Below are 25,617 nucleotides of genomic sequence, written 5' to 3'. Positions count from 1 at the left end.
TACGACGTTAAGTGGGTTTCGGTCGTCCCGACCGTTTACGACTTCAGTTACCGCCCGTGTAGCCGGCCTCCTCGAGGCGGCTCTGGGCCCGCTCCATGCTCTCCTCGTACGTCGTGACGTCCTCGGTGTGTAGCGGACCGAACGCCGGCGAGACGACGTTGAACCCGGGTTCGGGGAAGCCGAACAGGATCTGGTCGACGATCGGCGTCCGCGGGATGGCGTTGACCAGCGCCTTCCGTAGCGCGGGGTCGTCGAGCCCCTCCAGGCGCTCGTTCGGGGTGAAGTGCCAGAACGAGGTGGCCGGGTTGGACTGGACCGAGATCTGGTCCTCGCTCTGGTTCTCGTTGAGCGAACGGTCGATGCGGCCGAACGGCTCGTAGTTCAGTTCGCCGTTCAGGAGCAGCTCCCAGACCGTCGAGGCCTCGGGGATGATCCGCCAGAACCGCTCCTCGAAGTCGACCGGCGCGAAGTGGTCGTCGAACCGCTCCAGGCCGAACTCCGTCCCCTGGTTCCAGTAGCTGAACTGGAGCGGGCCGCTGCCGACCGGCTCTTCGACGGTGGCCTGGCTGGGGTTGCTCCGGTCCTCCCACATGTGCTGGGGGAGGATCGGGATCTGCGTGGCGACGAGCGTGTTGAACGGGCCGAGCGGCTCGGACATGTTGATCCGGACCGTGCTCTCGTCGACGACCTCGGACTCGCCCATGAACTGCGACTGGACCGAGAACAGCGGGATCTCGTTCTCGGCGATGTAGTTGTAGGTGAACACCACGTCCTCGGCGGTGAGGTCCTCGCCGTCGTGGAACGAGTGGTCCGTCCGGATGGTGTACTCCATCGTCGTCTCGTCCACGCGCTCGTAGTCCGTGGCGAGGCTGACGTCCGTGTTGAGCTCCCCGTTGTTGTCGAGCCGGAGGAGCGTGTCGTACATCACCGTGAACTGGTAGGTGTGTTTGTTCTCGTCGTTGTGGCCCAGGACGTTCATCGTCGACAGGGTCTCCGGCCAGTACCCCTTCAGGGACGTCGCCCCGTCCTGCATCTCCAGGTTGATCATCGTCCAGTAGGAGTTGTACCCCAGCGACAGCTCGGGCTGCCAGTTGGTCACCTGGTTGTTGTTGAACACCGCCAGCTGCGGCATGTGGGTGACGGGCATCTGGGGGACGTCCTCCATTATGATCTTCTGGAGCTCGTGGACCTGATCGATCCGCTCGTCCGAGTCCGGGCTACCGAGGTAGTTGGCCATGAGCTGGTCGACCTCGTCGTTCGCGTAGCCCGCGAAGTTACCCTCGCCCTGCTCGACGTTCTCGGAGTTCATCGTCGAGTTGAGCTCCAGCACCGGGTCGATCGTGAAGAACGTGTGCCACGTCGCGAAGCTGTAGTCGTACTCGACGGACACCCGGTTGAACAGGGTCCCCCACTCCAGGGTCTCGACCTCGACGTCGAGGCCGAGGTCGTTGAACTGCCGCGCGATGAGGTTGATCGCGTCGTGGCGCGGCGGGTTGTAGCTCTGGGAGTTGTTGAGGTAGGTGTACGTCGGCAGGTCGACCGACCCGCCGTCGCCACCGTCGCCGCCGTCGCCCTCGGTCGGCGTCGACCCGCCGTCGCCGCCGTCACCCTCGGTCGGCGTCGAACCGCCGTCCCCACCGTCGCCACCGTCGCCACCGTCGCCACCGTCGCCACCGTCGCCTCCCGTACAGCCGGCCAGGGCGGTCATTCCGACCACGCCACCGGCAGTCGTCGCTTTCAGGAAGTCGCGTCGTCCGAAGTCTCTGTCGTCTTTCGACATCGTTCGGCCCCACGTTCCGGGACCGTGTATTTATGTTTTTCTACCCCGATCGGCGAACGTACCACATACGGGAAGCTTCATACCTGTACGATCGGACACATTCGCCGGTTAAGTAGAACGAGCGTGTGGTGTATGAAACGAACATACACCATCTATCAACAACGACCCCGGATCGAGCCGGTGACCCCGGTCGCTGCCGGCGGTCTCCCCGTTCCCTACCCGACCGCTCGAAGCACGAACGTCTCGCGCCGCTCGCTACCGTGTTCGACGGTGAGCCCCGCGCCCTCGGCGAGCGCGACGGCCTCGGACAGGGCGTACCGCTCGTCGAGCGGCGGCCCCGACTCGCCGGCTCCCCGGGCCGACCAGTCGGCGATGCCGAGCCGCCCGCCGTCGGCGAGCACCCGTGCGATCTCCGCCAGCGCCGCCCCGTCCCCGAACTCGTGGAAGGTCATCGTCGAGAAGGCGGCGTCGAGCGCCCCCTCCTCGAACGGCAGGTCCGCGACCGCCGCGGTCACGAACTCGACGTTCCCCGGTGCGCCCTTCCCCCGGTAGTAGTCGTGCATCTCGGCCTGGACGTCGACGGCGTACACCCGCTCGACGTACGGCGCGACATCGTCCGTGTAGAACCCGGTCCCGGAACCGAGATCGGCGACGCTCCCCTCGGGGTCGAACAGCGCGAGCAGTTCGTCGACGGAGACGTACCGGTACCGGGACTCGTCCTCGAGGCGGTCGGCCCGGGAGACGTCGAACGTGTGAAAGCCCATACCGTCCGGATGCGCGCGGCAGGCAAATAGCTGCGCGCGTTGTGCCGGCCCCGCGTTCGAGGAGCGCACGGATGGGTGTCAAGAAAGCGGCGTTCGGGTGGGTGACCCGTCCCCATCTTCGTCGGGAGGGGACCGCCCGAACCGTGCGACGAGCCGCCGACTCGCCAGCGTCGCCGTCTCGGCTGCGTCGTCGAAGGCGTCACGGCCCGCCCCCGCAGGGACGTCGAGTTCACGCCGGAACGCGTAGAGCGTGAACCAGTACTCCCGCGGCTGGCCGGTCGGCGGCGGACAGAGCCCGACGTAGCCGACACGGCCGGTCCCGTTGCGGCCCTGTCGGGCCCCGCCGAGCGATGGGAGCGTCGGCTCGGCCGGCAGGCCGGCGGGGACGGTCCCGAGGTCGGGCGGGAGGTTCCAGAGCAGCCAGTGAGTGAACGTCGACCCGACGTTGTCGGGGAGTTCGACGACGAGCCCGAGCGCCTCGGTCGGTGGCGGGACGCTCTCGACGGCGAACGGCGGCGAGGTTCCGGAGCCGTCGTCGGCCTCGCAGGTGAACCGTTCCGGGACGACCCCGCCGGACTCGAACGCCGTCGGGCGGAAGCGCAGGAGGGGAGGTGTGGGCTCGCCGCCCGAACCGGAGCCGGTCGTACAGCCGGCCAGCGACGAGGCCGACACGAGACCGGTTCCGGCGGCGAGTACCCGGCGGCGGCGCATACCCGGGGTAGGGGACCGGGGATATAGTAGGGTTCGAAACCGGCCGAGGGGACCCCGTTCTCATCGGCGGTTTCGGGAGCCCGTGCAGTCCCGGTCGCGCGGACCCAGCCACATCCGGCCGGTGCCGCGGTGTTCAAGTCGGTGGGGGCCCTCCGCCCGGACATGGGCGAGAGTGCGGACGCCGAGATCGTCCCCCCGACCGAACGAGCGTGTACGTGTTGCGGACGGCAGGACGCCTGGGACGAGGAGACGGAGAACTGGGTCATCGTCCGCGAGGACGGCGAGCCCCGTGCGGGGAACCCCCACTGTATCCACGAGTGGGACATCAACGGCGCGTACAACCCCGTCGCCGAGACACGCTGACCGCGCTGACTCGCCGGATCCGTCCGACCCGCCCGACCCGAACGCTTTCGCTACCGGGCGTAGTTCTCGAGGTATGCCGACCGCCTACGTGACCGTCCCGCGAGGGGCCGCGGACGAGCTCGCCTCGACGCTGGTCGAGGAGCGCCTCGCGGCCTGCGTCAACCGGATCGACTGTCGTTCGACGTACCGGTGGGACGGCGACGTCCACGCCGAGGACGAGGCCGTACTGATCGTGAAGACGACCGACGAGCGCTACCGGGAGCTCCGCGAGCGGGTCGTCGAACTCCACCCTCACGAGATCCCCTGTGTCGAGCGGTTCGACGAGAGGTCGGTGTACGACCCGTACGCCGAGTGGGTCCGGGAGAGCGTCCGGTAGTCACGGCGTCGGGACGACGTTCTGTGAGATCAGCCCGACGACGTCGAGCAGGCCCAGGAGGAACGTCGTGACGACGATACTGGCCGCGGGCGGGTCGAAGTGCGTGTCCGCGTGCGCGTAGAGCACCCGCTGGGCGAGTTCGCCGACGGCTCCGGCGAGGGCACCCGCGAGCGCCCCGGCGACGACCGCGACCGGGAGCGACAGGCTGCTGGCGATGACCGAGGGGTCGGTCGCCCCGTCGGCTAGCCCGACGACCAGGATGCTCGCGGGGAGTACCATGTGATGGGTCACCGGTGCCCGTTCCATCCCGAGGCTCAGGAGCAGCGTCGAGGCGGCGGCGATGCCGAACGCGAGGAGGGCGCTCCCGGAGACGTAGGCGACGAACGCGCCGAAGACGCCCGCGCTCGCTCCCAGCAGCGCCACGCCACCCCACCGGGACTGGTGAGGGAGCCACGGTTCGACGACGTATCTGCCCACCGCGTCCGCCTCCGGGCCGATCCCGCTACCCCCGGACGCTTCACCCGAATCGACGACCGGTCGGCGGCGCTCGTCGCGCTCGTACGGCGTCATGTCGAGGACGTCGCCCCGGACGTTGCCGACGAGCGGGTAGCCGAAGGCGAGCCGGTGGAGGAACGCCGAGAGGACGACGCTGGCCATCACGGGGTCGAGCGGGAGCGCCGGCCAGGGGAGGCCGCCCCCGACACCGAGCGATCCCGCGGCGAGTGCCGCGAGGAGCAGGCCCGCGACGCCGAACGCGCCCCCGACCGCCAGTACGTCGGCACGGGCTCCGAGCGAGTACGTGACGTTCTTCGCCTCGTAGTAGTCGAATCCGGTGTCGAGATAGCCCTTCCGGGCGGCGTAGGCGGCCGCCGCCGCCCCGCCGCCGAACACGACGTGCGGGCCGAACACCGGGCCGAGACCGACGTTCGCCGTGACGCCGGCGGTGCCGAGCGCCAGCGGGTCGGGGGCACTCGTCGGGACCGAACCCCCGGTCGCCCTCGCGATCTCCCCGACGGCGACGACGAGCCCGGAGAGGGCGAACGCGGGGTACGCTCCCAGCGCCGCGCCCAGCGCGCCGCCCGCGAACGCGACGAACAGCAGTCCGACTAGCGTGAGCGCGTCAACCACGCGAACCACCGGCGGCCGAACGGACCTCCATGGGGGAGCCGTCCGGTCCGTGGGGTTTAGACGTGTCTATACGGTGCGGCCTCCGAAGGAAAAGTCGGGGTCAGATGTTGTCCGAGACGCGCTTGAGGAACGCGCCGAGCGCCAGGTGCTGCTGGGCCGCGGCCTCGATCCGCTCCTGGGACATCTCGTCGTCGTGGATGGCGTACTCCTTCGTCCGGACGAGTTCGCGGGTCTCGAGACAGCCCTCGTCTTCGAGGTCGTGGAGACACGGGTAGACCGTTCCGGGGCTGAAGTCGGCACCGAACGAGGTCGAGAGCGTCTCCATGAGTCCCTTCCCGTGGGTGTTGCGGTCCTGGGTGGCGACGAGCGCGAGCAGAACGGCGTCGAGGTTGCCCTTGACGACCGATTCGTCGAGGTCGACCGCCGAGTCGGGGAACAGCGCGTCCGAGACGGCCTCGAGGAGCAGTTCGGGGGACTCGGGCTGGGTGACGGACGAGTTCTCGCCCGACAGTTCCCGGTACAGCATCTCGACGGTCACGCTGCTCGTTCTGTCTTCTTCCGCGCTCTTTGGTCGCCACGGGGTGGGTGCCATGATACAGGGTAATGCGGAGGGAGTATAAGAACTATCGCCTGGTTTCACTGTGAGAAAAAGCCCACCCACCCGACGATAGTGACTCCCTAAAACATCCCCTCGGACCCTTCTATCCCCCATTTTCACTTTCACTCCGGGTGGCGGAGATTCATTACTCTCGGTGACAGATACTCGCATATGAACGTGGACACGATCCGGACCGAACCCGAGTCGACGTCGGCAGACCCCACCGAGAGCGCCCGACGCGTCGTCGACGTCTCGGATCTCCGAGCGGGTCGCATCGAGGCGTTCGCCGGCGGCGACGCCGTCCACCTCGAACGCCGTGGCGGACGGACCTACCTCGTCGCGGACGGCTGACCGCCCCCGGTCGGTCGTCGAGTACGCGGACCCCGCATCTCCGACCGGCTACCCACCGATTAGCCCTCCTCCTCTTCTTCCTCGGGCGGCCACCGCTCGTACAGCGTCTCCGAGGTCGTCCCGTGACGTTCTGATAGATCGACGTACACGTCCCCCGCCCGCGCCCACGGGGAGTCCTCTACCTCCTTCCTGACCTCGGCCGGCGTCCCGGTCGCGAGCGTGTTCGGCGGGATCTCCGTCCCCTCCGTCACCAGCGAGTTCGCCCCGACGAGCGCCCGCTCGCCCACGACCGAGTCGTCGAGGACGATCGCCCCCATACCGACGAGCGCGCGGGTGTCGAGCGCCGCCCCGTGGACGATCGCGTTGTGTCCGACGGTGGCGTAGGGACCGATGTCGGCTCCCTCGTGGCAGACGGCACCGTCCTGGACGTTCGCACCCTCCCGCAGACGGATCGTCCCGTGGTCCCCCCGGAGGACGACGTTCGGCCACACCGAGGCGTCGGCCTCGACGGTGACGTCGCCGATGACGACGGCCGCCTCGTCGACGTACGCGTCCGGGTGGAGCTCCGGCTCGGTCCCCTCGAACGATCGAATGGGCATACTCGCCGGCTTCAGGTGGGGGGCTCATCAACTCCAGGGTCCCCGGCCGGACCGGGTCGGAGGGTCGGCTCCGCCTCGGTCGGCGGAACCGTGCCGACCGGCGGGGGACCGTCAGGTCCGTAGCAGGTGCCACCGTCCGGCAACGAGACCGGCGAGCAGGCCGGTGAAGTGGGCGACGAGCGCGAGCCCGGGGGCCGCGGTGACGACCGTGAGGACGGCGGCGACGGCGACGAACAGCCCGAGCGTGAGCGAGCGGTCGATCTCGACCCGGTTCAGGACCACGCCGACGACCCGGTTGCCGACGAGCGCGTATCCCAGGAGCGCGAACACCGCCCCGGAGGCACCGAGCACCGCCGTCGACGGCCCGGTCAGGTCGGAGACGACGACCTGTGAGACCCCCGCGAGCGCACCCGAGCCGGCGAAGAAGGCGTGGAACCGTACCCTCGAAGTGCCGCGTTCGACGAGCGGCCCGATCAGGAGCAGCCCGACGGCGTTCGCGAGGAGGTGGACCGGCCCCGCGTGGGCGTACGTCGCCAGCAGGAGGGTCCACGGCCGGACGTCGAGCGGGAACGAGAGGACGAACCAGGCCGAGCCCAGACCCGCCAGTCGTCCGAGGGTCTGGAGGAGGAAGACGACGAGGAGGACGAGGAGCGTCTGGACGGTCGCGCTCCGGTCGCGGGCCATGGGGTTCGTACGGCACTCGCCGACAAAGGCCGACCGGTCGGACGGTCCCGACCCTCGATACGGAGACCCCTCGCCCGATCCGTGCCGTCCGGATGTCCCCGCGGGACGAGCCACGTCGGGAAGACGGTGTCCCGCTCGCGCGTCCAAACGGGGCTTCTCGCGGGGCTCGGACACCGCTACCCATGGAAAGACGCCTCTAGAGGACCGCTCGCCGGAGCCGGTGACGGTCGACTCGATGGCGAGCGATCTGCGCATCCTCGGCGTCGAGGCCGGCGGGATCCGTGCCACGTTCCTGCCCGGCTGGCGGCTCTCGGCCGACCGAACCTGAACCCGGAGGCGACCGACCGGGGCGGGAGACGGGCCGGGGTGGTCGGGCCGCGCTCAGAAGATGTCGCCGGTCGCGCGGTCGACGCCGATGACGAGCGCGCCGCCGACGACCGCCGCCAGAACCAGGCTCGCGAGGACGCCCGCGCCCGGCGAGGACGTCGAGGCGAGGATCTCCTCGATGGGGAGCCGGAGCGCCCCGACCATCAGGCTGACGAGGAAGGCGATGGTCGACGCGCGGTGGTGTTCGAGGGCGTACTCGATAACTCGCGAGATCGTCAGGAGGCCGAGAACCCCACCGATCCCGAACGTGACGACCACCGTCCCGTGGGTCCGCAGGCCCGCGGGGTCGAGCGCGATGATCGCGTCGGTGAACCCCGAGAGCGACCTCACGGCGTACTCGTACTGGCCGAGGACGAGCAACAGGAACGACCCCGAGATGCCGGGGAGTATCATCGCCGAGACGGCGATCCCACCGGCGAGGAGCGCGACGACGGGCGTCGTCGGGAGCACGGCCGTCAGTTCGCCCGTCAGGACGAACCCGACTACCAGACCGACGACCGCGGCCGCACCCCGGCGTGGTGTGTCCAGCGAGACCTCGCCGTAGAGGACGATCGCCGAGGCGAGGATGAGTCCGAAGAAGAAGGCGAACGTGAGCGCAGTGAACTCCTCCAGAGCCACCTCCAGCACCCGCGAGACGGTCACGATCGCGCTGAAGACACCGAGCCCGAGCGCGACGAGGAAGACGAGGTCCATCACGGCGAGCTCGCGGCGGAGTCGCTCGCGGCCGGCCCTCGTGTGAAGCCGCGGGAGCAGGGTGAGTAACCACGGATCGAGGTCGGTGATGGCGGTCACGAGCCGCTCGTAGATGCCTGTCACGAGCGCGATGGTCCCGCCCGAGACGCCCGGGACGGCGTCGGCCGCACCCATGGCGACTCCGCGGAGGTAGATACCGGCGTACTCGCGGGGGCCGTCACTCGGCTCGTTCGCCGAGCGGACCGCATCACCATCGTCGTGTACCGGGCCGGTGCCCGTCTCGACGGCCTCGCCGCCGCGCGCTTCGTTCGCCGAGCCGGCCGCTCCGCCGACCGAGCCGTCGACGTCGGCGCGTGCCGGCGGGTCGTCGTCGGGTCGCCCGTCGCGGCCCATCGGGTTAGCCTCGCACCGTCGCGACCGTTCCGGCGAACGAACCGAACGACGGCGACGTCACCGTCCGGACGTCGGTCGGCGCGGCGAGGTCACCGAAAGCCCCCGTACCCGCACCCATCGAACCCGGCCCGTTCGCGTCGCTGGCGTTCCCCTCGGTGGCGTTCGTGAGCGTCGCGTTCCCGTCCGTGGCGTTTCCGACGGTCGCGTTTTCGGCGGTCGCGTTCCCGTCCGTCGTGTTCGCGCCCTCCGGTCGACTGATGACCTGCTCCTCGAGGGAGACCTCGACCGGATCCTCGACCTCGCCGAGCACCTGGCCCTCGGAGACGTTCGCGGTGTCCGACCAGACCGAGGTGGCGAGGCTCTCGTTGGTGACCGGCCCGACGCTGAACTGGTAGGGGGTCTCGGCCCGGACCGAGACGTTCGTGTAGCCGGCCCCGGTGCCGTACTCCTCGTAGCCGGTCGTCGAGTAGGGAAGCGTCATCTCGAAGCTCCCGTCCGGTCCGGTATCGGCCTCCTGGATGTAGAGGAACGAGGAGTTCGTCGTCGGGATACCCATCCGGACGGCGGCCTGGACGGTCGAGTTCGGCGGGCCCTGCCCCTCGACGGTCGCCCCGGGGACCCGCTCGAAGGTCTTCACCCACGGCTGGACCTCGAGGGGCTGTGCCTGCTGGCCCTGCTGTACGAGCGCGAAGCGGTATCCGCGGCTCACCGGGGTCTCGGCCCGCTCGGAGCTGGCGTGGACCAGCCGGTAGTGCTGGAGCGCCGGGATCTTCTCCTGGGGCTCGCCGAGCACGCCACCGACCTGCGCGGACCCGTTCTGTCTGACGTACTCCCGGGCCGCGGTCAGGTTCCGGTGGACCGACAGCGGCTGGCCCTCGCTCGGGATCGTCGGGAGGGTCTGCCCGTTCTGGAACCGCGTGTCGTCCCAGTTGGCGACGACGACCCGCCCGCCGAGCGCGCTGTTGGGCGTCTCCGGGCCCATCGCCGAGCCGTGGAACTGGTAGAGGCGGGTCCGCATGCTCTCCATCGATCGCTGGGTCTTGACGCCGTAGGCGAGCTGGACGGCACCGGTCTGCTGGTTGACGGCGTAGACCGGCATCGAGAGATCGCTCCGGGACACGTCGTGCTCGGTCTCCCAGGCCGCGGGTGCGGAGAACTTCCGCGTTCCCGCCAGCCCCATCTGGTAGTCGATCATCACGTACCGGGTCTGCTCGCCCTCCGGGCTGACCATGAACTCGTCGGCGTTCGAGGCGTTGTCGGCCAGCAGGTAGTTCGCGGCCAGCCGCGCGTTCTGCTGGAACGGGTTCGCGACGGGGATCCGTTCGCCGAGGACCGTTATCCAGTGGCCGTAGTCCCACCAGGCCATGACGCCGTACTCCCCCTCCTCGTAGTCGTAGTTCCCCGTCCGCTCGAACGTCCCGAAGTACTCGATGCTCCCGTCGCCGCCGGTGCCGTAGGCACCCTCGACGGGGGTGTTCTCCGAGGTCCACTCGAGGGAGCTGTCCCAGTTGGCCACCTCGCCCGGCTGGGACCGCTGGTCCGATATCTGGACCGCGTTCGCCCCGTAGACGAGCGGCCCGGTCAGCACGAGGATCGCGGCCAGCACCGACAGCACCTGGTAGGCCTTCACGTCGGTGATCGACTCCATCACGTCGAGGTCGATCACCGAGACCAGCGCCGGAACCAGGACGGCGTTGGCCGCCCCCACCGCGAGCACGAGGTAGTAGTCGAAGCGCTGCTGGGTGAGCGTCGCCAGGGTGAGGAAGACGAACCACATCGAGACGAACAGGTAGACCGGGGCGAGGTCGCGGCGCTGGAACACACGGTAGAGCATATAGAGGACCCCGGCCAGTCCGGTGAACAGCGCGAGCCCGTAGGAGTTGTAGAGGAACGTGGCGGCGTTCTCGGGGGGCTGTGCCTCGCCGACGGTGAGCGAGGTGGCCGTCGCGCCGAGGCCGAAGATCCGGAGGAACTGCCGCTGGAAGTACGCGAAGAGGTCGGGGAGTCCCACCGCGAGGACGAGCGCCCCCACGATCACGAGCGCCCCGACGGCGAGGGGGAGTCCCCGCGGGTCGAGGTCGCGGTCGTCCCAGAGTCGTGCGAGTCCCGCGAGGACCGCACACTCGACGGCGAGCAGGAACGCGAGCGTCGGCTGGACCAGCGAGAAGTCCGTCGCCGTGAGTTCGAACGTGTTGATCGGGATCAGCGTCATCACGACGGTCACCAGCCCGACCACGATTCCCGCGGCCGCGAGGTGATCCGGACTCTCCCCCCTGACGTACTGGAGCGGGAGCGTGACCCCGAAGTAGATGCCGAGGATGCCGACGAGGAAGACGCCGGGCGGCCACACCCACATGTAGAGCCCGAGGAACAGCCCGGCGATCGCGGCGTACTTGACCGAGGGGTAGAGGGCGTCGTAGTCGCCGCCGGTGAGGAGTTCGAGGACGGGCTTCTCGCGGACGGCGACGTCGAGGGCGACCAGGAGCGTGGCCACCGCCATCGCCATGAACAGCGCCTCGCCGACCTGGTGGTCGGCGAAGCCGGCGAGCGATCGGGTGAGGAACTGCCCGGGGGTGAGTGCGAGCAGGAGCGCGGCGACGAGCCCCCCGGCCCGGCCGCCGAGGCGCTTGCCGATGAAGTAGACCGGGACGACCGTCGCGGCACCGAAGACCGCGGGCGCGAACAGGTGGGTCAGCGCGATCTGGTGGTCGGTCGGCGATCCGAGGCCGACGATCAGCGCCCCGAGGGCGATGATCTGGTCGAACAGCGTGCCGAACTGCCCCACGGCGGTCCCCTCGGGGAACCCCGTCCAGGGGTCGAACGGCATCGTGCCCGGGAAGTGCGCGACCGTGTACTGGACCATGCGGTAGTGGTACCAGGCGTCGTTCCCGGAGAACAGCACCCGCCCGTCGACGACGAAGTTCTCCCAGTTCCGGACTCGCACCCAGAGCATGAACGCCATCAGCGCGAGGAGGACGGGGACGTGGTACAGGTCTCGAATACGGTCGACGGAGGAGTCGAACCCCTGGGCCGCGTCCTTCAGGGACTCCGTCACCGACGGCTGGCTCATTAGGGGAAACCAGCCCCAAAACGCGCATAAGCCTTTTCCATCGCTACGAGACCGGAATCGAACCCGGCGGGCCGTCCGCGTCGGCCCGCCGAACGCCCTTCGGAAGGCCTATTTCGGGACCCACCCCACGGGACGACCATGCGGGTCTCGGTCGTCCTGTGTACGCACACGATGGACCGCTACGACGCGCTGGCCGAGGCCGCCGGGAGCGTCCTCGACCAGACTCACGACGACGTCGAACTGGTCCTCGTCAGCGACGGCGACCCGACCGTCCACGAGCGGATGGTCGCCGACTTCGGAGACCGACCGGACGTCCGGACCCACCTGATGGGGGATAACGTCGGGCTGTTGCGGGCGCGCAACGCCGGGGCCGAGGTCGCCACGGGGGAGGTCGTGGCGTTCATCGACGACGACGCGATCGCCGACGGCCGCTGGATCGAGCGGCTCGTCGAGGCCTACGAGGAGCGCGACCGGGTCGCTGCCGGCGGGAAGATGACTCCCGCCTGGGTGGCCGGTCGACCTACCTTCCTCCCCGAGGAGTTCTACTGGATCGTTGGCGTGACCCACCGAGGGTTCGGGCCCGACGGGAACGCCGAGCGGGAGGGGGAGGTCCGCAACACGCTCGGGTCGAACATCTCGTTCGAGCGGGAGGCCTTCCTCGACCTCGGCGGGTTCGAGGCCGACATCGGCGGCCGGAAGGGCGACAATCACCTCCAGGGAGGGGAGACCGAGCTCTGCGCCCGCCTCCGCGAGGTGTACGGCGAGGGCGTCTGGTACGTCCCCGACGCCGAGGTGGCCCACAAGGTGTACGACTACCGGACGGACCCGCGTTGGCTGGCCGAGCGGGCGTTCTGGCAGGGCTACTCCAAGCGCGGGATGGAGCGGTTCGTCCCCGAATCGGCAGGAGAGGAGGGGGAGTTCCTCGGACGGCTCCTGTTCGAGTACGTCCCCGCGCGGCTCTCGCGGCTCGCCCGGCGACCCACCCGGGAGGGGGCAGAACAGCTCGTCGCTATCGGCCTGTTCACGGCCCTCGTCGGGTTCGGCTACCTCTACGGGATCGTGAAGTGGCGGTAGGGACTGGCCCGGATTCGGGTGGAGCGGCCCGACGTCAGCGCCCGGACGGGTAACGTCGACCGCGGACCCGGGGGAGGGAGATCGAAAGCGATCGGAGTTCTCGGACCCGAGCGGCGCGATCACCCAAAGCCCCCGTCCCCGACCCACGACAGGGCTTTGGCCCGCCAGCGGGAATGCCGGGTATGACGTTCAGGCTCTCGTCCGAGCAGGAGGCGATACGGGAGGCCGTCCGCGGGTTCGGTGAGGCGGAGATCCGTCCGGTCGCGAGCGAGTACGAGGCCGAGGAACGCTACCCCGAGGAGCTCCGCCGGGAGGCCGCCGAGCTGGACCTCGTCGCCCCGCACGTCCCCGAGGCGTACGGCGGCGCGGGGATGGACGCGGTGTCGACGCTCCTGGTGACCGAGGAGCTCTGGCGCGCGGATCCGGGGGTCGGCGGGGCCATCGCCGCCGCCGACTTCGGGACGGGAATGATCCACGACTACGGCGAGGAGTGGATGCGCGAGGAGTGGCTTCCACGCATCACGGGCGGGGAGACGCCCATCGCCACCTGCATCTCCGAGCCGGCCCACGGGTCGAACGTCGCCGGGATGGAGACGCGCGCGGAGAGGGACGGAGCCGAGCAAAGCTCGGCAGGCTCTGCGCCGCCGGAGGCGACGCAGAACGGCGACGAGTGGGTGATCGACGGGAGCAAGATGTGGATCACCAACGGCAGCGTCGCGGACGTCGCCATCGTGATGGCGAAGACCGACCCCGACGCCGGTCACCGGGGTATCACCGCGTTCCTCACCGAGACGGACGTCCCCGGGTACGAGGCCTCGCGCATCGACAACAAGCTCGGTATCCGCGCCCAGGACACCGCCGAGATACACCTGGACGGGCTTCGGGTACCGGCGGAGAACGTCATCGGAGAGGTGGGCCACGGATTCTACCAGCTGATGGAGTTCTTCGCGCCCGCGCGCGCCGACGTGGCCGCCCAGGCGACCGGCGTCGCACAGGCGGCTCTGGACGCGAGTGTAGACTACGCGCGCGAACGCGAGCAGTTCGGCCGGCCCATCGCGGAGTTCCAGGCCATCCGGCACAAGCTCGCCGACATGGCGACGCTCGTCGAGACAGGCAGGGCGATGACCTACCGTGCGGGGGCGGCCATCGAAGCGGGTGCCGAAGACGCTACGCGGCTCGCCTCGATGGCGAAGCTGTTCTGTTCGGAGCACGCCGTCGAGGTGACCGACGAGGCGATCCAGGTCCACGGGGGGGCGGGCTACGTCTCCGACCACCCCGTCGAGCGCTACTACCGCGACGCCCGGATCACGAAGATCTACGACGGAACCAGCGAGATCCAGCGGAACATAATCGCCGACGACCTGCTGTAGTGGTTCTCGGAGTCGGGGAACGAGACGCAAGCCTATGACCGGGGAGGTGCTATCTCGCCCATGGAGTTCCTGGTCGCGATCGACGGATCGGAGCAGAGCCAGCGGGCGCTCAGGTACGCCTGCGAACTGGCCCGGGCGGCGGACGCGAGCGTCGTGCTCGTCCACGCGGTCGACCCCGCGGTCTACCAGGCCGAGGGGGTCGACGGGGCGGACCGGGACGGCGCGCTCGTGATGGAGGGCCCGGACGAGGCCGAGGAGCGCGGTCGAGAGGTGCTCGACGAGGCGCTCGACCTCGCCCGCGAGTCGGGGTTCGACCCCGAGACCGAACTGCTCCACGGCGACCCGGCGACCGTCGTCGGGGAGTACGCCGAGGAGCGCGACGTCGCCGGCGTCTACGTCGGCCACCGCGGGCTCTCCGAGGAGTACGAGGCGATGCTGGGATCGGTGGCGAAGCGCCTGGTCGAGCGCTCCTCGCTCCCGGTGACGGTCGTGAGCTGAGGGGGTTCATCCTACTGTTTCCTCCGGAACACGGGCTGGAGACGACCGTGCCCTCCGGGACCCGCGGGGCGCGAAGGGCGAGTACCGTAGATCACTCGGCGTAGCCGAGGTCGCGGAGCCGCTCGCGCGTCTCCTCGTCGACCCTGCCTTCGTCGACCCTGCCTTCGTCGACCCTGCCTTCGTCGACCCCGCCCTCGTCGGCCCCGCCGGCCGAGCGCTCGGTCGAGACCGGCGGTTCGGCACGGGTCTCGCGGCGCTCGCCGTTCAGGTAGGTGAGCCACGACACCTCGATCAGGGCGGGGATCAGCACCCCGAGCGGGTGGCCGTACACCCGGACGGGGAACGGCCAGGCGCGCTCGCCGAGCGCGTTACCGTGATCCGAGGTGACGGCCGTGAGCCCGCCGAACTCGGTCATCAGGGATTCGACCGTCGGGAGCACCCTGTCGAGATTGCTCCGGTAGGCTCGCCAGACGGTTTCGTGGTCGAGTTCGCCGGCACCGAGCCGCTCGAACGGCGTCCGGGCGTCGGTCGCCCGGCCCTCGCCGACCGCCTTCGCCCGGAGGTTCGCCATCCCCCGGCCCTCGATGCGCTCCTCGCCGATGAAGGGGGTGTGTGGCTGGTTGAAGTGGACGACGAGGCGCTTGTTCGGATGCTCCGCGTGCGCCTCGCGAGCCGCCTCGGCAACGGTTTCGGGGGTGACCGTCGCCAGCTCCTCGTCCCAGCCGTCGCGCCACACCGGGACCACCTCGTGGAACGTCCCGGGGGGGAGCTCGGTGCTGACGTACGGGTTCGCCGTCACGTACACGACGTCGTGGAACTCCCCTCCCGCGAAGTTCTCCGCGAGATACCCCGGCGTGCCGGACTCCATCGACCGGCGCATCGACAGCTCTCCGGGGAGCGGGTAGTCCGAGAGCGCCTCCGCGAACAGGTCGTACCGGCAGGCGTCGAGCAGGAGCAGCGTGTCCCACTCCCGGTCGACCACCCGCGTCCGACCGGCGGGCGGGAACCGCTCGAAGTAGCGCCCGGCGACGTGCGTGAGGAACCGCTTTCGCCACCACTCTCGGTCGGCACCGTGCTCGCGGACCTCCCCGAGGGCGTAGCGGGGGTTCACGCTCGTCGAGTATTCCGTGGGGCGAAACAAAGCTTCCGAACGCGTCGGCCGAAGAAGGTACAGTCGGGAGCCGTGCGGAGCGGCGGACCGTCCCCGCTGTGGACCAGGGGCCCTGTCAGAGGCTCCCCCCGCTCTCACCGCAGGTGTGACGATCCCTCCCCGTGCTCCCATCGGGAACCGTGTACCACCAGCCCCGAAAGAGTGCGCCATTGTGGATCATGCCGTCTCGGGCCCCTCCGTGACCAGCGGAGGCCGGTTCGGTCGTCCACCACTGTCCGGCCCCGCCTCGAAACGCCAACTTTCACTTCACACCCCACCGACCCTCGCGCATGAACGTCCTCCTCGTCGTCCTCGACACGGTCCGGGCGAGGAACACGAGCCTCCACGGCCACGCGAACGGGACGACGCCGTTCCTCGAGTCGCTCGCCGACCGGGCGACGGTGTACGAGCAGGCGCGCGCGCCCGCCGCACGGAGCCTCGACAGCCACGTCTCGATCTTTACGGGGCTCGGCGTCGAGGAGCACGGCGTCACCCGCGCGGACCACAGGCTCGCTCCGGGAACGACGATCTTCGACGAACTCCGTGAGGCGGGGTACGCGACCGGCGTGTTCACCGAGAACTCCTGGCTGACCGACGTCGACGCCGGGCTCCGGGATCCGTTCGAAACCCGCGTCGGCCCGCAGAACGTCCCCTTCCCCGAGTCGCTCGACCCGACCTCGTTCGTGGTCAGAGAGGGCCAGGGCCAGTACGGGAAGTTCCTCCGCGCCGCGCTCGACTCGGGGGGACCGGAGGAGGTGGGCCGGGCGCTCGCCAACGGTGCCGCCGTCAAGCTCGGCTCGGACTACCCGCGTCTACTCCGGTATCTCCCCGGGAACGCCGGTTACAGCACGCCCGCGTCGGTGTACGTCGACCGGTTCCTCAACTGGTCGGCGAGCCACGATGAGTGGGCGGCCTGCCTCAACCTGATGGACGCCCACCATCCCTACGAACCGGCGAGCGAGCACGACCGGTGGGGCGGCGACCAGTTGCGAGCGCTCCAGGACGACATCGAGGACGTGAAGTGGGAGTTCAACGGCGGCCGCCGGCCCTGGTGGCAGCGCCGCGCGCTGGAGGGGCTCTACGACGGGGCGATCCGGCAGGTCGACGCCGAACTCGAACGGCTCGTCGCCGAACTCAGGTCCCGGGACGAACTCGACGAGACGCTCCTCGTGGTGCTCTCCGATCACGGGGAGGGGTTCGGCGAGCCGAGCCGCGTCCGCCCGGGCGCGCGGGTCGCCTCCCACAGCGTCGCCCCCCACGAGGTGCTGCTTCACGTCCCGCTCCTCGTCCGCTACCCGGGACAGGAGGAGGGGCAACGAGTAGGGGGGGTCGCCTCGCTCCGTGGCTTCCCCGAGGCCGTCCGCGGTGCGCTCGACGGTGACGGCCCGGACGCTCGGCCGTTCGTCCCCGATGGACCCGTGCTGGCGACGGTCCACGGCCTCGACACGGCCGTCCGCGAGCGGGCCGCACGCTACTGCGACGACCTCACCCCCTACACCGCTACCTCCAGAGTCGTCTACGAGGGGAGCGGGACCGACGTCCGGAAGTACGTGACCTGGAACGACGAGGCGGTCGAGATCGGCGTCCGCGACGCGGAGACCTCCTACCGGGTGACGCCGTGGGGTGAGCGTGACGACGCCGTGGCCGAACGGGTGGTCGAGGCGTTCGAGGGCGTCGAGGACCGCGGGGTCCGGGAGGGCGGCCGCGGCGTCGAGGATCTGGACGAGGACGCCTACCGGCACCTGGAGGACCTGGGGTACGTCTGAGTGTCTCGGTGTATCGTACGGTGTTTCGGTGAAGCAGTCTACGGTTCGACGTGGTACCGTTAGTCGTCTCACCACGTCCCGTAACATCGTCACCGAACTGCTCACAGCAGCCGGAGCCGGACTGATGGACGTCTGTCCCACACCACCCCGCTCCACTCCACTCCACTCCACAAGGTTCACGCCACAGGCCACGCCACCCACGGTCGAATGAAGACCGCGCTGCTGGTGTCGAACCGCCTGCCCGACGAGTCGGGCGGCCGCGCGGAGAAGGTCGCCACGCGGGTCGACCTGATGGGAGAACGCGGCTGGCGCGTCGTCGTCGGGCACGCGCCCGAGCCCTACGTCACCGGCTTCCCGTCCGCGTTCCGCTCGATCCTCCGGCTCGCCTTCCGCGAGAACCCCGATCTGATCGTCTCGATCAACAACCCGTTCCACCTCCACCTCCACGGCTTCCTCGTCTCCCGGCTCGTCGGAGTACCGTGGCTCGCCGAGCTTCGGGACCCGATCGCCGCCCACCCCGACCGGGCGCTCATGTCCCCGCGGACGTGGGGTGCCCACGCGGTAGAGCGGCTGGTCGTCCGGGAGGCCGACCAGGTCGTCTGGCACGACGGCATCCAGATCCCGGACGACTACTTCGCCACGAACTACCCCTCGCTCCCCCCAGAGCGGTTCTTCAAGCTCCCCGTGATGGGCTACGAGCGGGCGAAGTTCGACGCCGCACTCGCCGAGGAGTACGAGGAGTTCACGATCACCTACGCGGGGAGCTTCTACGAGGGGTGGATCGAGCCCTACACCTTCCTCTCGGGGCTCGGTGCCTACCGCGAGGCGGGCGGTGAACCGCTCCGCGCGCAGTTCTACGGCGACTGGTCCCCCGAGTACGACCGGGCCGCGAGGGAGGCGGGTGTCGCCGACTGGGTCGAGACCCACGAGTTCGTCCCTCACGAGGAGATCGTTCCCGTCCTCAAGGGCTCGGACGCCCTGCTGTACGTCGGCGGCGACGACCCCGGTAACCGGCTGAACCTCCCCTCGAAGCTCTGGGACTACGTGGGCGCTCGGACACCCATCCTCGCCGTCGTCGATCCCGAGTTCAGGGTCGCGGAGTTCCTCCGCGAGCACGAACTCGGACTGGTCGTCGAACCGGGGGATGCCGAGGGCGTGGCCGACGCGCTGGGCTGGCTCCGCGCCGGCGAGATGGGCGGGTTCGACGACGACGCCGACGTCGAGCGGTTCAGCCGCGAGCACAGCGCCGACGTGCTCGCACAGGTGTTCGACGCCGTCGCGGCGGGTCGGAACGTCGTTCGTGTCCCCCGGTCGGATGCCGATACCGATGCCGACACCGGGCCCGGCCGATGAGCGGCGAGGGCACGAGCGGGGAGGCCAACGGGAACGAGGGCGGCGCGGCCGGCGCACAGAGCATCAAGCTGTTCGGGATCCACATGACCGCCCGGACGGTCGGGTTCCTCGGTCTCGTCTACTTCACGAACGCGCTCCCCGGCGATCGACTGGGGATCTACTTCCTGTTCTTCGTCGTCGTCCAGATCGGGTCGATGCTGTCGAACCTCGGCGTCGGGCAGGCGCTCGTCCAGCGCATCGGCGAAGGGCGCGACGAGTCGGGGGCGTTCTCCGCCGCGGTCGCTATCATGCTCGCCGTCTCGCTGCTCGTCGCCGCGCTGGCGGTCCTCTTTCGGGAACCGCTCGCGAGCTACGTCGGCGCGGACGTCGCGTACCTGGCGGCGGTGACGGTCGCCGCGTGGCTGCTGGCGGACGTCCTCATCCGCACCGTCCAGGGCGAGGACCGCGTGCTCCTCGCGGGCGGCCTCCAGCTGGTACAGGACGTCGTCCGCGTGGGGCTGGGCGCACTGCTGATAACCCTGGAGTTCGGCCCCCGCGGTCTGATGTACGGGGTGCTCGCGGGATTTCTGGTCACCATCGCGATCGGCTACGTCCTCGTCGACGCCTCGCTCGCGCTCCCCTCCCGCGAGGACTTCGAGACGGTGCTCGGGATCTCCCGGTACACGATGGTCTACGGCCCGACGAACTTCGTCTACTTCTGGCTCGACACCGCGCTCATCGGCCTGTTCCTCCTCCCGCTCGACGTCTCGGCCTACGAGGTGGCCTGGCAGACGACCCGTGTGCTCATCATCGCCACGACCGCGATCAACCAGACCATCTTCCCGAAGGTCTCGGCGTGGGCCGGCGAGGGGCGATACGGCGAGATCGAGCGGGTGCTCCCGGGCGCGCTCATCTTCTCGCTGATCTTCCCGCTACCCGGGCTCGTCGGTATCGCCGTCCTCGGCGGCGACGTACTCGCGCAGGTCTACGAGCCCGAGTACCGCTACGCCGCGCTCGCGATGACGATACTCGCCACCTACATGGCCGTCGAGGCGCTCCAGCGCGTCGTCAACTCGACCCTGACGGGGCTCGACCGCGCCGACGTCCCGTTCCGGTCGCGGCTCGTGGGCGTCGGCCTCGCGGTGGTGCTCAACCTCGCGCTCATTCCGGAGTTCGAACTCCTCGGGGCCGCAGTGGGTACGCTCACCGCCAAGGCCGTCGATACGGTCATCCAGTATCGCGGGCTCTCGAAGCTCCTCGATCTTCGGGTTCCGGTCCGGAGCCTCGCCTGGCAGACCGCGAGCGCACTCGCCATGGGCGGGGTGGTCTACGCGGGCGCGACGATGACCGACCTGCCGGGCTCTACGCTCGGCGTGGCCGTCCTCGTCGGCGTTGGGGTGATCGTCTACGGCGGGCTCGTCGTGCTCGACGCCGACATCCGGCAGGTCGTCGAGCAGTACTCGCCGGTCCCCGTTCCGATTCCGCGGCTCGGTTGAGTCGTCTCCTCCACCCCGTCGGGCGTCGATCCGGACTCGACCGGAGCTATCCGGTCGTCGGGTGGCCCCGTCCGGACCGTTCGGGCTGGCTGGTCCGGTCGAGGGGATCCTCGAGTTGGCCCATCACGGCCTCGAGCGCGTCGGTGGCGGTGAGGAGGCCGACGACCTCGCCCTCGGAGAGCACCAGCGCGAGCTCCTGGCGCTCGGCCTGGAACTGATCGATGGCGTCGCTGACGGTCGTGTCCCCCGAGATCGTCATCGGCGGGGCGGCGATCTCCGCGAACGTCACCTCGCCGGCCTTCAGCGCCTCGATCCGGTCGAGGACCCTCGGGACGTAGACGACGCCCTCGAACTCGTCCGCGTTCGCCCCGACGAGTGGGTAGCGGGTGTGAGGGGTCTCGGACATCCGGTGGAGGTTCTCCTCGACGGAGGCGTCGGTCGAGAGGTAGACGACGTCGTCGCCGTCGACCATCACGTCCCGGACCTCGGTCGTCCCGGCCTCCAGCGCGCTAATGACCTCCTCGTGCCGCTCGTCGGACATCTCACCGCGCTCCAGAACCGAGCTGACCCGGTTCCGGAGCTGGGCGCGCGTCTCGATGGCGTCCTCCTCGGCCTCGAGCCACGCGCCGGTCATCTCGATGCCGAACATCCGGAGCGTCCACTTGGCCACCCAGTCGCCGAGCTTGATGAGCGGCGAGATGATCACGTAGAACCAGTAGAGCGGTGCCGCGCCGTACCGGCAGACCAGCCGCGAGCGCTCGACCCCCAGGTAGGTCGGGGTCTGCTCGCCGTGGGTGAGGTGGACCAGGTTGATGATGAAGTACGCGATGAGCGCACCGGCCCCGACGGTCGCGAGGGTCGTCCCGGCGAACAGCGGCTCGAACAGCGCCGCCAGCGCGGGTTCGGCGACGATCCCGACCGCGATACTCGACGCCGTGATCCCGACCTGGCAGGTCGTCAGGTAGAGCTCGAGGTCCTGGGTCATCGACCAGGCGCGCTCGAGCCGGGACTCGCCGTCGACGAACTCGTCCTTTGTGAACTGCCGAGCCCGCGTCAGCGCGAACTCGATCGCGACGAAGAAACCGTTGCTGAGGATGAGCAGTACGCCGGCGACGAGTCGAAGACTGGTCTCGGTGGCGTTCATCGATCGAAGTAATCGGGGTTCTCGTCCGATACTTTAGAAACTACGGCAGGCATGTGACTGCAGGTATAAACGGTGGCTCGTGTTCGATCCCCTCGACTCCGTAGAGTCGAGATCTCGTGGGAGGGGTCCGGAGGCAGCTCGGCGAGACGATCGTGTGCGGTGTCTCGATGAGGGACGATCCCTCTCACGAGGGATGTCGGGAGTCTACTCGATCTCCAGCGGGCCGCCACCGCCGCCGGATCCGTCCTCGTCCCACTCCAGCTCGAACTCGATGCTCAGCTCCCCGGGCTCGCCGCTCGGCCCCTCGCGCTCGACCTGGACCTCGAAGGTGAGCGAGGGCGGCGGGTCCATCGTGATCGACTGGTCGCCGGCCCGGAGCGTGATCGCCTCGCCCGCCTCCAGGCTGTCGGCCACCTGCCGGAGGTACGCGGCGATCTCGCCCCTGCTCTGTGCGCTTTCGGATTTAAACAGCCGTTCTTCGGGCATACGGCCGTAACTACTCTCCGCCCGGACATAAGGATATGCGTCGACGGAGTCCCGCGGGGCAGCCGTGTGAGAGGGACACACCCAGCGTCGGTCCAGTCGCAGCCCGATCAGGCCGAGCGTGCGACCGTGCTGGTTTCTCGCGGGTCCGAGGGAGCGGATCGGAAGCGACCGGACGGCGCCTCCGCGGTGTCCCCCGCTCGCACCCGATGCGGCACTCAGGTCGAACCGCGAGCGTGCCCGTGTCGGAGTGAAAGGACAGCTATTTGCCTCCTTTCGTGCTCTCCCCGGTGATGAACGTCGTCCTCGTGACCGTGGACTCCCTCCGGGCGGACCACTGCTCCTCCTACGGGTACGACCGCGAGACGTCACCGAACCTCGACGCGCTCGCGGCCGAGGGGCTGGCCGTCGACGCCTACGCGAACGCGAACGCCACGCGGGCCTCGTTCCCCTCGATCCTCACCTCGACGTATCCGCTGGCCTACGGCGGGTTCAAGTACCTCTCCGACCGGCGAACGATGCTCGGAACCCCGCTTCGGGAGGCCGGGTACGGTACGGGCGGGTTCCACTCGAACGTCTGGCTCTCGCGGGACTTCAACTACGACCGCGGGTTCGATCGGTTCTACGACTCGAAGTCCGACCCCGGGCCGATGGCCCGTCTCCGGACCTTCCTGAAGACGAACCTCGATCAGGACGGCGTCGTCTACCGGACGCTCCAGTCGGTGTACGACCGGACGGAGCGACAGGCCGGTATCGACGTCGGGCAGACGTACAAGGACGCGGAGACGATCACCGATCGGGCGCTCGACTGGATCCGCGGGGCCCCCGAGCCGTTCTTCTGCTGGGTCCACTACATGGACGTCCACCACCCCTACGTCCCCCGACCGTCCTACGCGGCGGAGATGGGCGTCGAGATGGACATCGGCGAGCGCGAGGCCATCAGGCTCCGCCGGAAGATGCTCGAACGCCCCGACGACGTGACCGACGCGGAACGGCAGGTCCTCGTGGACCTCTACGACGCGGAGGTGCGCTACGCCGACGAGCAGATCGGTCGGCTGGTCGACTCGGTTCGAGGGTCGGCGGGCGAGACGACGTTCCTCTGTACCTCCGATCACGGCGAGGAGTTCTACGAACACGGCGGCTACAGCCACAACCCCTCGATGTACGACGAGGTGATCCACGTCCCGCTGGTGCTCGCCGGAGAGGGGATCGAGTCGGACCGGCCGGAGGTCGAGATCGAACTGCTCGACGTCGCGCCGACGGTCCACGACCTCGCGGGCGTCGACTCGCCGGGGACCTATCGCGGGCGCTCGGTCCTGGATCGCGTCGAGACCGGCGAGAGCGCCGCCGTGATAAGCGAGACGGAGAACGACGACGGGCTCAGGCTCTCGATCCGGCGGGACGGCTGGAAGTACATCTGGGACCAGGGCGAGGGGACCGAGGAACTGTACGACCTCGAGGCCGACCCGGGTGAACACGAGAACGTCGTCGAGGAGGCCCCCGACGCGAGAGCGCCCCTCCGGGCACATCTGGAGGAACACGTCGAAGAACTGGCCGAGACGAACGAGTCGCTCCCGGACGTCGCGATGGACGCCGAGACCGAGCGCCGGCTGAAGGACCTGGGCTACCTGGAGTAGCCCCGCGGCCCTCCCCGTGTCGCGTCCACCGGTTGGATTAAGTTACCGACCGGTATACCGGGAAACGATGAGCCGGCCGCGGGTATCCGTGGTGATCCGCTGTTACAACGAGCGCGAGCACATCGGCAGACTGCTCTACGGCATCTTCGAGCAGACGGTGGAGGACGTCGAGGTACTGCTGGTCGACTCCGGGTCGACCGACGGCACCCTGGAGGTCGCGCGGGAGTACCCCATCGACGACGTGGTGTACATCGCCCCCGAAGAGTTCTCGTTCGGCCGGGCGCTCAACTACGGCGTCGAGGCGGCGAGCGGGGAGTTCTGTGCGTTCGCCTCCGCGCACGTCTACCCGACCCGCCGGGACTGGCTGGAGACGCTCCTCGATTCCTTCGGGGAGGAGGTCGCGCTGGTGTACGGGAAACAGCGCGGCGACGACCGGACGAAGTTCTCCGAGCGGCAGGTGTTCCGCCGGTGGTTCCCCGAGCACGACATCCGGCACCAGAACTCGCCGTTCTGCAACAACGCGAACGCCGCGATCAGGCGCTCGGTCTGGGAGGAGCACCGCTACGACGAGTCGCTCCCCGGGCTGGAGGACCTCGACTGGGCCAAGCGCGTCCGCGAGGACGGCTGGGAGCTCTCCTACGCGGCGGACGCCGAGATAATCCACGTCCACGAGGAGTCGCCACGGGAGGTGTACAACCGCTACCGCCGGGAGGCGATGGCCCACCGCGAGATCATGGACGACGAGTCGTTCACGCTGTTCGACTGCGCTCGCCTGTTCGCCTCGAACACGCTCGCGGACTACCGGGCGGCGCTCCGGGAGGGCGAGTTCGGGGAGCTCGCCGGAATACCCCGCTTCCGGCTGATGCAGTTCCTCGGCACCTGGCGGGGGTTCAACGGGGAGACGCCGGTCTCGGATCGCCTCCGCCAGCGCTTCTTCTACCCCGACACCGACGGCTACCCCGGATCGACGGGCGAGGACGAGGACGGGGACCTGCGGATCGACTACCCGGGGCGCGACCCGGGGATCGACTACTCACCGGTCGAGGACTGACAGTGGTTCGCGGAAGTCCTCGGACGTTCTCGCGTAACGGTTTCCCGACGGCACGAGATTTCGCGGACCGATTCAGAGGGTTTGTTCACCAGTCTCTACTGCACCTGAACGAGGTGGCCTCATTCCGTACTCCGTTGAGGTATCTCCGTGAGACGTTCTAGAACGCAAACGCCATTCCCATCGGTCACATATATTAACCCTTATTGATAATAATATCAAAAAGACGTTTCAGACCCGGACCAAACCGACGATGAACACGACGAGTGGGACGGCGACGACGGCGTGGAGGACTGCGAGAACCACCTGTCCTACGGGCGTGACACCGAGCGAGGGCGCGAATAGGACGACTGGCAGCATCATTCCAACGAAGACCAATCCTCCGAGCGTCAGGAAGTTGCGTACCGGACGAGCGGTCAGGCGGTCGAGTGTGGTGTAGGCGACGGCGGCACCCGTCCCGGCGACGACGGTGGTCATCACCAGCGGGACCACCGCGAACGGACTGCCCGCTCCGGTCGGCCCGAGATCGACGCCGACGCCTGACGCGAGGCCCCGGACGAACAGCGCGAGGACGACGGCGACCAGGACGCCGAGTGTAGTCTGCCGAGCGAGCTCACCGACGGTCTTGGGCGGTACATATCGAGGTTGTGTGATGGTCTGTTCCATGCCCATACTACGTATTCTGTAGTGATAAGGGAGTCACTCCAGATATCTGTAGTGTA

The 25,617-nt window shown here is 69.0% G+C and carries 24 protein-coding genes; 11 read left to right on the top strand and 13 right to left on the bottom strand.

Going from position 1 to position 25,617, the window contains the following annotated elements; translation table 11 throughout:
* Positions 1-43: 43 nt before the first annotated feature.
* The 3 genes from WDJ58_RS08925 to WDJ58_RS08915 form a co-directional block, all read right to left on the bottom strand.
* The gene (locus tag WDJ58_RS08925) at positions 44-1,780 is read right to left on the bottom strand and encodes an ABC transporter substrate-binding protein (RefSeq protein WP_338917331.1); all 1,737 of its coding nucleotides are present in this window, start codon (positions 1,778-1,780) and stop codon (positions 44-46) included.
* Between the two features lie 215 nt (positions 1,781-1,995).
* The gene (locus tag WDJ58_RS08920) at positions 1,996-2,544 is read right to left on the bottom strand and encodes a class I SAM-dependent methyltransferase (RefSeq protein ID WP_338917330.1); all 549 of its coding nucleotides are present in this window, start codon (positions 2,542-2,544) and stop codon (positions 1,996-1,998) included.
* Positions 2,545-2,622: 78 nt separating this feature from the next.
* A complete protein-coding gene (locus tag WDJ58_RS08915) occupies positions 2,623-3,255 on the bottom strand; it encodes a YbhB/YbcL family Raf kinase inhibitor-like protein (protein WP_338917329.1) in 633 nt (210 codons plus the stop codon).
* A gap of 162 nt (positions 3,256-3,417) precedes the next feature.
* Between WDJ58_RS08915 and WDJ58_RS08910 the strand changes: the two genes are divergently transcribed.
* Both WDJ58_RS08910 and cutA read left to right on the top strand, forming a co-directional pair.
* A complete protein-coding gene (locus WDJ58_RS08910; protein ID WP_338917328.1) occupies positions 3,418-3,618 on the top strand; it encodes an HEWD family protein in 201 nt (66 codons plus the stop codon).
* 73 nt (positions 3,619-3,691) lie between these two features.
* Positions 3,692-3,994: a divalent-cation tolerance protein CutA gene (cutA, locus tag WDJ58_RS08905; protein ID WP_338917327.1), complete on the top strand. Its 303-nt coding sequence runs from the start codon at positions 3,692-3,694 to the stop codon at positions 3,992-3,994.
* On the opposite strand, the gene WDJ58_RS08900 is transcribed toward cutA, so the two are convergent.
* Both WDJ58_RS08900 and WDJ58_RS08895 read right to left on the bottom strand, forming a co-directional pair.
* The gene (locus WDJ58_RS08900; protein WP_338917326.1) at positions 3,995-5,122 is read right to left on the bottom strand and encodes a hypothetical protein; all 1,128 of its coding nucleotides are present in this window, start codon (positions 5,120-5,122) and stop codon (positions 3,995-3,997) included. It abuts the gene before it with no gap.
* Between the two features lie 100 nt (positions 5,123-5,222).
* Positions 5,223-5,714, bottom strand: coding sequence for a PadR family transcriptional regulator (locus WDJ58_RS08895; RefSeq protein WP_338917325.1), 492 nt, complete (start codon positions 5,712-5,714; stop codon positions 5,223-5,225).
* Positions 5,715-5,891: 177 nt separating this feature from the next.
* On the opposite strand from WDJ58_RS08895, the gene WDJ58_RS08890 reads away from it, so the two are divergent.
* Entirely contained in the window at positions 5,892-6,071 is a 180-nt protein-coding gene (locus WDJ58_RS08890) for a hypothetical protein (protein ID WP_338917324.1), read from the top strand.
* A 59-nt stretch (positions 6,072-6,130) separates the two neighbouring features.
* Here WDJ58_RS08890 and WDJ58_RS08885 read toward each other — a convergent pair whose 3' ends face one another.
* The 4 genes from WDJ58_RS08885 to WDJ58_RS08870 form a co-directional block, all read right to left on the bottom strand.
* On the bottom strand, positions 6,131-6,670 hold the full coding sequence (locus WDJ58_RS08885; RefSeq protein WP_338917323.1) for a gamma carbonic anhydrase family protein: 540 nt from the start codon (positions 6,668-6,670) through the stop codon (positions 6,131-6,133).
* A 111-nt stretch (positions 6,671-6,781) separates the two neighbouring features.
* The gene (locus WDJ58_RS08880; RefSeq protein WP_338917322.1) at positions 6,782-7,354 is read right to left on the bottom strand and encodes a rhomboid family intramembrane serine protease; all 573 of its coding nucleotides are present in this window, start codon (positions 7,352-7,354) and stop codon (positions 6,782-6,784) included.
* Positions 7,355-7,735: 381 nt separating this feature from the next.
* Positions 7,736-8,608 carry a DUF368 domain-containing protein gene (locus tag WDJ58_RS08875; protein WP_380661579.1) on the bottom strand — a complete coding sequence of 291 codons (873 nt, stop codon included), beginning with the start codon at positions 8,606-8,608 and terminating at the stop codon, positions 7,736-7,738.
* Between the two features lie 223 nt (positions 8,609-8,831).
* Positions 8,832-11,897: an oligosaccharyl transferase, archaeosortase A system-associated gene (locus WDJ58_RS08870; RefSeq protein WP_338917320.1), complete on the bottom strand. Its 3,066-nt coding sequence runs from the start codon at positions 11,895-11,897 to the stop codon at positions 8,832-8,834.
* A gap of 138 nt (positions 11,898-12,035) precedes the next feature.
* Here WDJ58_RS08870 and aglG point away from each other — a divergent pair, with 138 nt between their 5' ends.
* The 3 genes from aglG (at position 12,036) to WDJ58_RS08855 (ending at position 14,839) form a co-directional block, all read left to right on the top strand.
* Positions 12,036-12,971, top strand: coding sequence for a glucosyl-dolichyl phosphate glucuronosyltransferase (aglG, locus tag WDJ58_RS08865; RefSeq protein WP_338917319.1), 936 nt, complete (start codon positions 12,036-12,038; stop codon positions 12,969-12,971).
* Positions 12,972-13,153: 182 nt separating this feature from the next.
* The gene (locus WDJ58_RS08860; RefSeq protein WP_338917318.1) at positions 13,154-14,341 is read left to right on the top strand and encodes an acyl-CoA dehydrogenase family protein; all 1,188 of its coding nucleotides are present in this window, start codon (positions 13,154-13,156) and stop codon (positions 14,339-14,341) included.
* A 60-nt stretch (positions 14,342-14,401) separates the two neighbouring features.
* The gene (locus WDJ58_RS08855) at positions 14,402-14,839 is read left to right on the top strand and encodes a universal stress protein (RefSeq protein WP_338917317.1); all 438 of its coding nucleotides are present in this window, start codon (positions 14,402-14,404) and stop codon (positions 14,837-14,839) included.
* Positions 14,840-14,930: 91 nt separating this feature from the next.
* Here the strand turns inward: WDJ58_RS08855 and WDJ58_RS08850 are convergent, their stop codons facing one another.
* A complete protein-coding gene (locus tag WDJ58_RS08850; protein WP_338917316.1) occupies positions 14,931-15,950 on the bottom strand; it encodes a hypothetical protein in 1,020 nt (339 codons plus the stop codon).
* Between the two features lie 329 nt (positions 15,951-16,279).
* Between WDJ58_RS08850 and WDJ58_RS08845 the strand changes: the two genes are divergently transcribed.
* The 3 genes from WDJ58_RS08845 (at position 16,280) to WDJ58_RS08835 (ending at position 20,583) form a co-directional block, all read left to right on the top strand.
* Positions 16,280-17,755 carry a sulfatase-like hydrolase/transferase gene (locus tag WDJ58_RS08845; RefSeq protein ID WP_338917315.1) on the top strand — a complete coding sequence of 492 codons (1,476 nt, stop codon included), beginning with the start codon at positions 16,280-16,282 and terminating at the stop codon, positions 17,753-17,755.
* Between the two features lie 207 nt (positions 17,756-17,962).
* Positions 17,963-19,108 carry a hypothetical protein gene (locus tag WDJ58_RS08840; protein WP_338917314.1) on the top strand — a complete coding sequence of 382 codons (1,146 nt, stop codon included), beginning with the start codon at positions 17,963-17,965 and terminating at the stop codon, positions 19,106-19,108.
* Positions 19,105-20,583, top strand: coding sequence for a polysaccharide biosynthesis C-terminal domain-containing protein (locus WDJ58_RS08835; protein WP_338917312.1), 1,479 nt, complete (start codon positions 19,105-19,107; stop codon positions 20,581-20,583). The genes WDJ58_RS08840 and WDJ58_RS08835 overlap by 4 nt, the downstream gene beginning before the upstream one ends.
* Before the next feature lie 46 nt (positions 20,584-20,629).
* On the opposite strand, the gene WDJ58_RS08830 is transcribed toward WDJ58_RS08835, so the two are convergent.
* Together WDJ58_RS08830 and WDJ58_RS08825 are read right to left on the bottom strand one after the other, a co-directional pair.
* Positions 20,630-21,727: a hemolysin family protein gene (locus WDJ58_RS08830; protein ID WP_338917310.1), complete on the bottom strand. Its 1,098-nt coding sequence runs from the start codon at positions 21,725-21,727 to the stop codon at positions 20,630-20,632.
* Between the two features lie 204 nt (positions 21,728-21,931).
* Entirely contained in the window at positions 21,932-22,213 is a 282-nt protein-coding gene (locus tag WDJ58_RS08825) for an amphi-Trp domain-containing protein (protein ID WP_338917308.1), read from the bottom strand.
* Between the two features lie 290 nt (positions 22,214-22,503).
* Here WDJ58_RS08825 and WDJ58_RS08820 point away from each other — a divergent pair, with 290 nt between their 5' ends.
* A complete protein-coding gene (locus WDJ58_RS08820; RefSeq protein ID WP_338917307.1) occupies positions 22,504-23,847 on the top strand; it encodes a sulfatase in 1,344 nt (447 codons plus the stop codon).
* Between the two features lie 67 nt (positions 23,848-23,914).
* Positions 23,915-24,898, top strand: a complete 984-nt coding sequence (locus tag WDJ58_RS08815; protein WP_338917306.1) for a glycosyltransferase family 2 protein — start codon at positions 23,915-23,917, stop codon at positions 24,896-24,898.
* Positions 24,899-25,126: 228 nt separating this feature from the next.
* On the opposite strand, the gene WDJ58_RS08810 is transcribed toward WDJ58_RS08815, so the two are convergent.
* Positions 25,127-25,561, bottom strand: a complete 435-nt coding sequence (locus tag WDJ58_RS08810; RefSeq protein ID WP_338917305.1) for a DUF6069 family protein — start codon at positions 25,559-25,561, stop codon at positions 25,127-25,129.
* Between the last annotated feature and the right edge of the window lie 56 nt (positions 25,562-25,617).

The sequence above is a fragment of the Salinirubellus litoreus genome (assembly GCF_037335815.1).
GTDB classification, from domain to species: Archaea; Halobacteriota; Halobacteria; order Halobacteriales; family Haloarculaceae; genus Salinirubellus; species Salinirubellus litoreus.
Note: the sequence above shows the minus strand (reverse complement) of the source record. Positions and strands in the feature narration are given on the sequence as shown.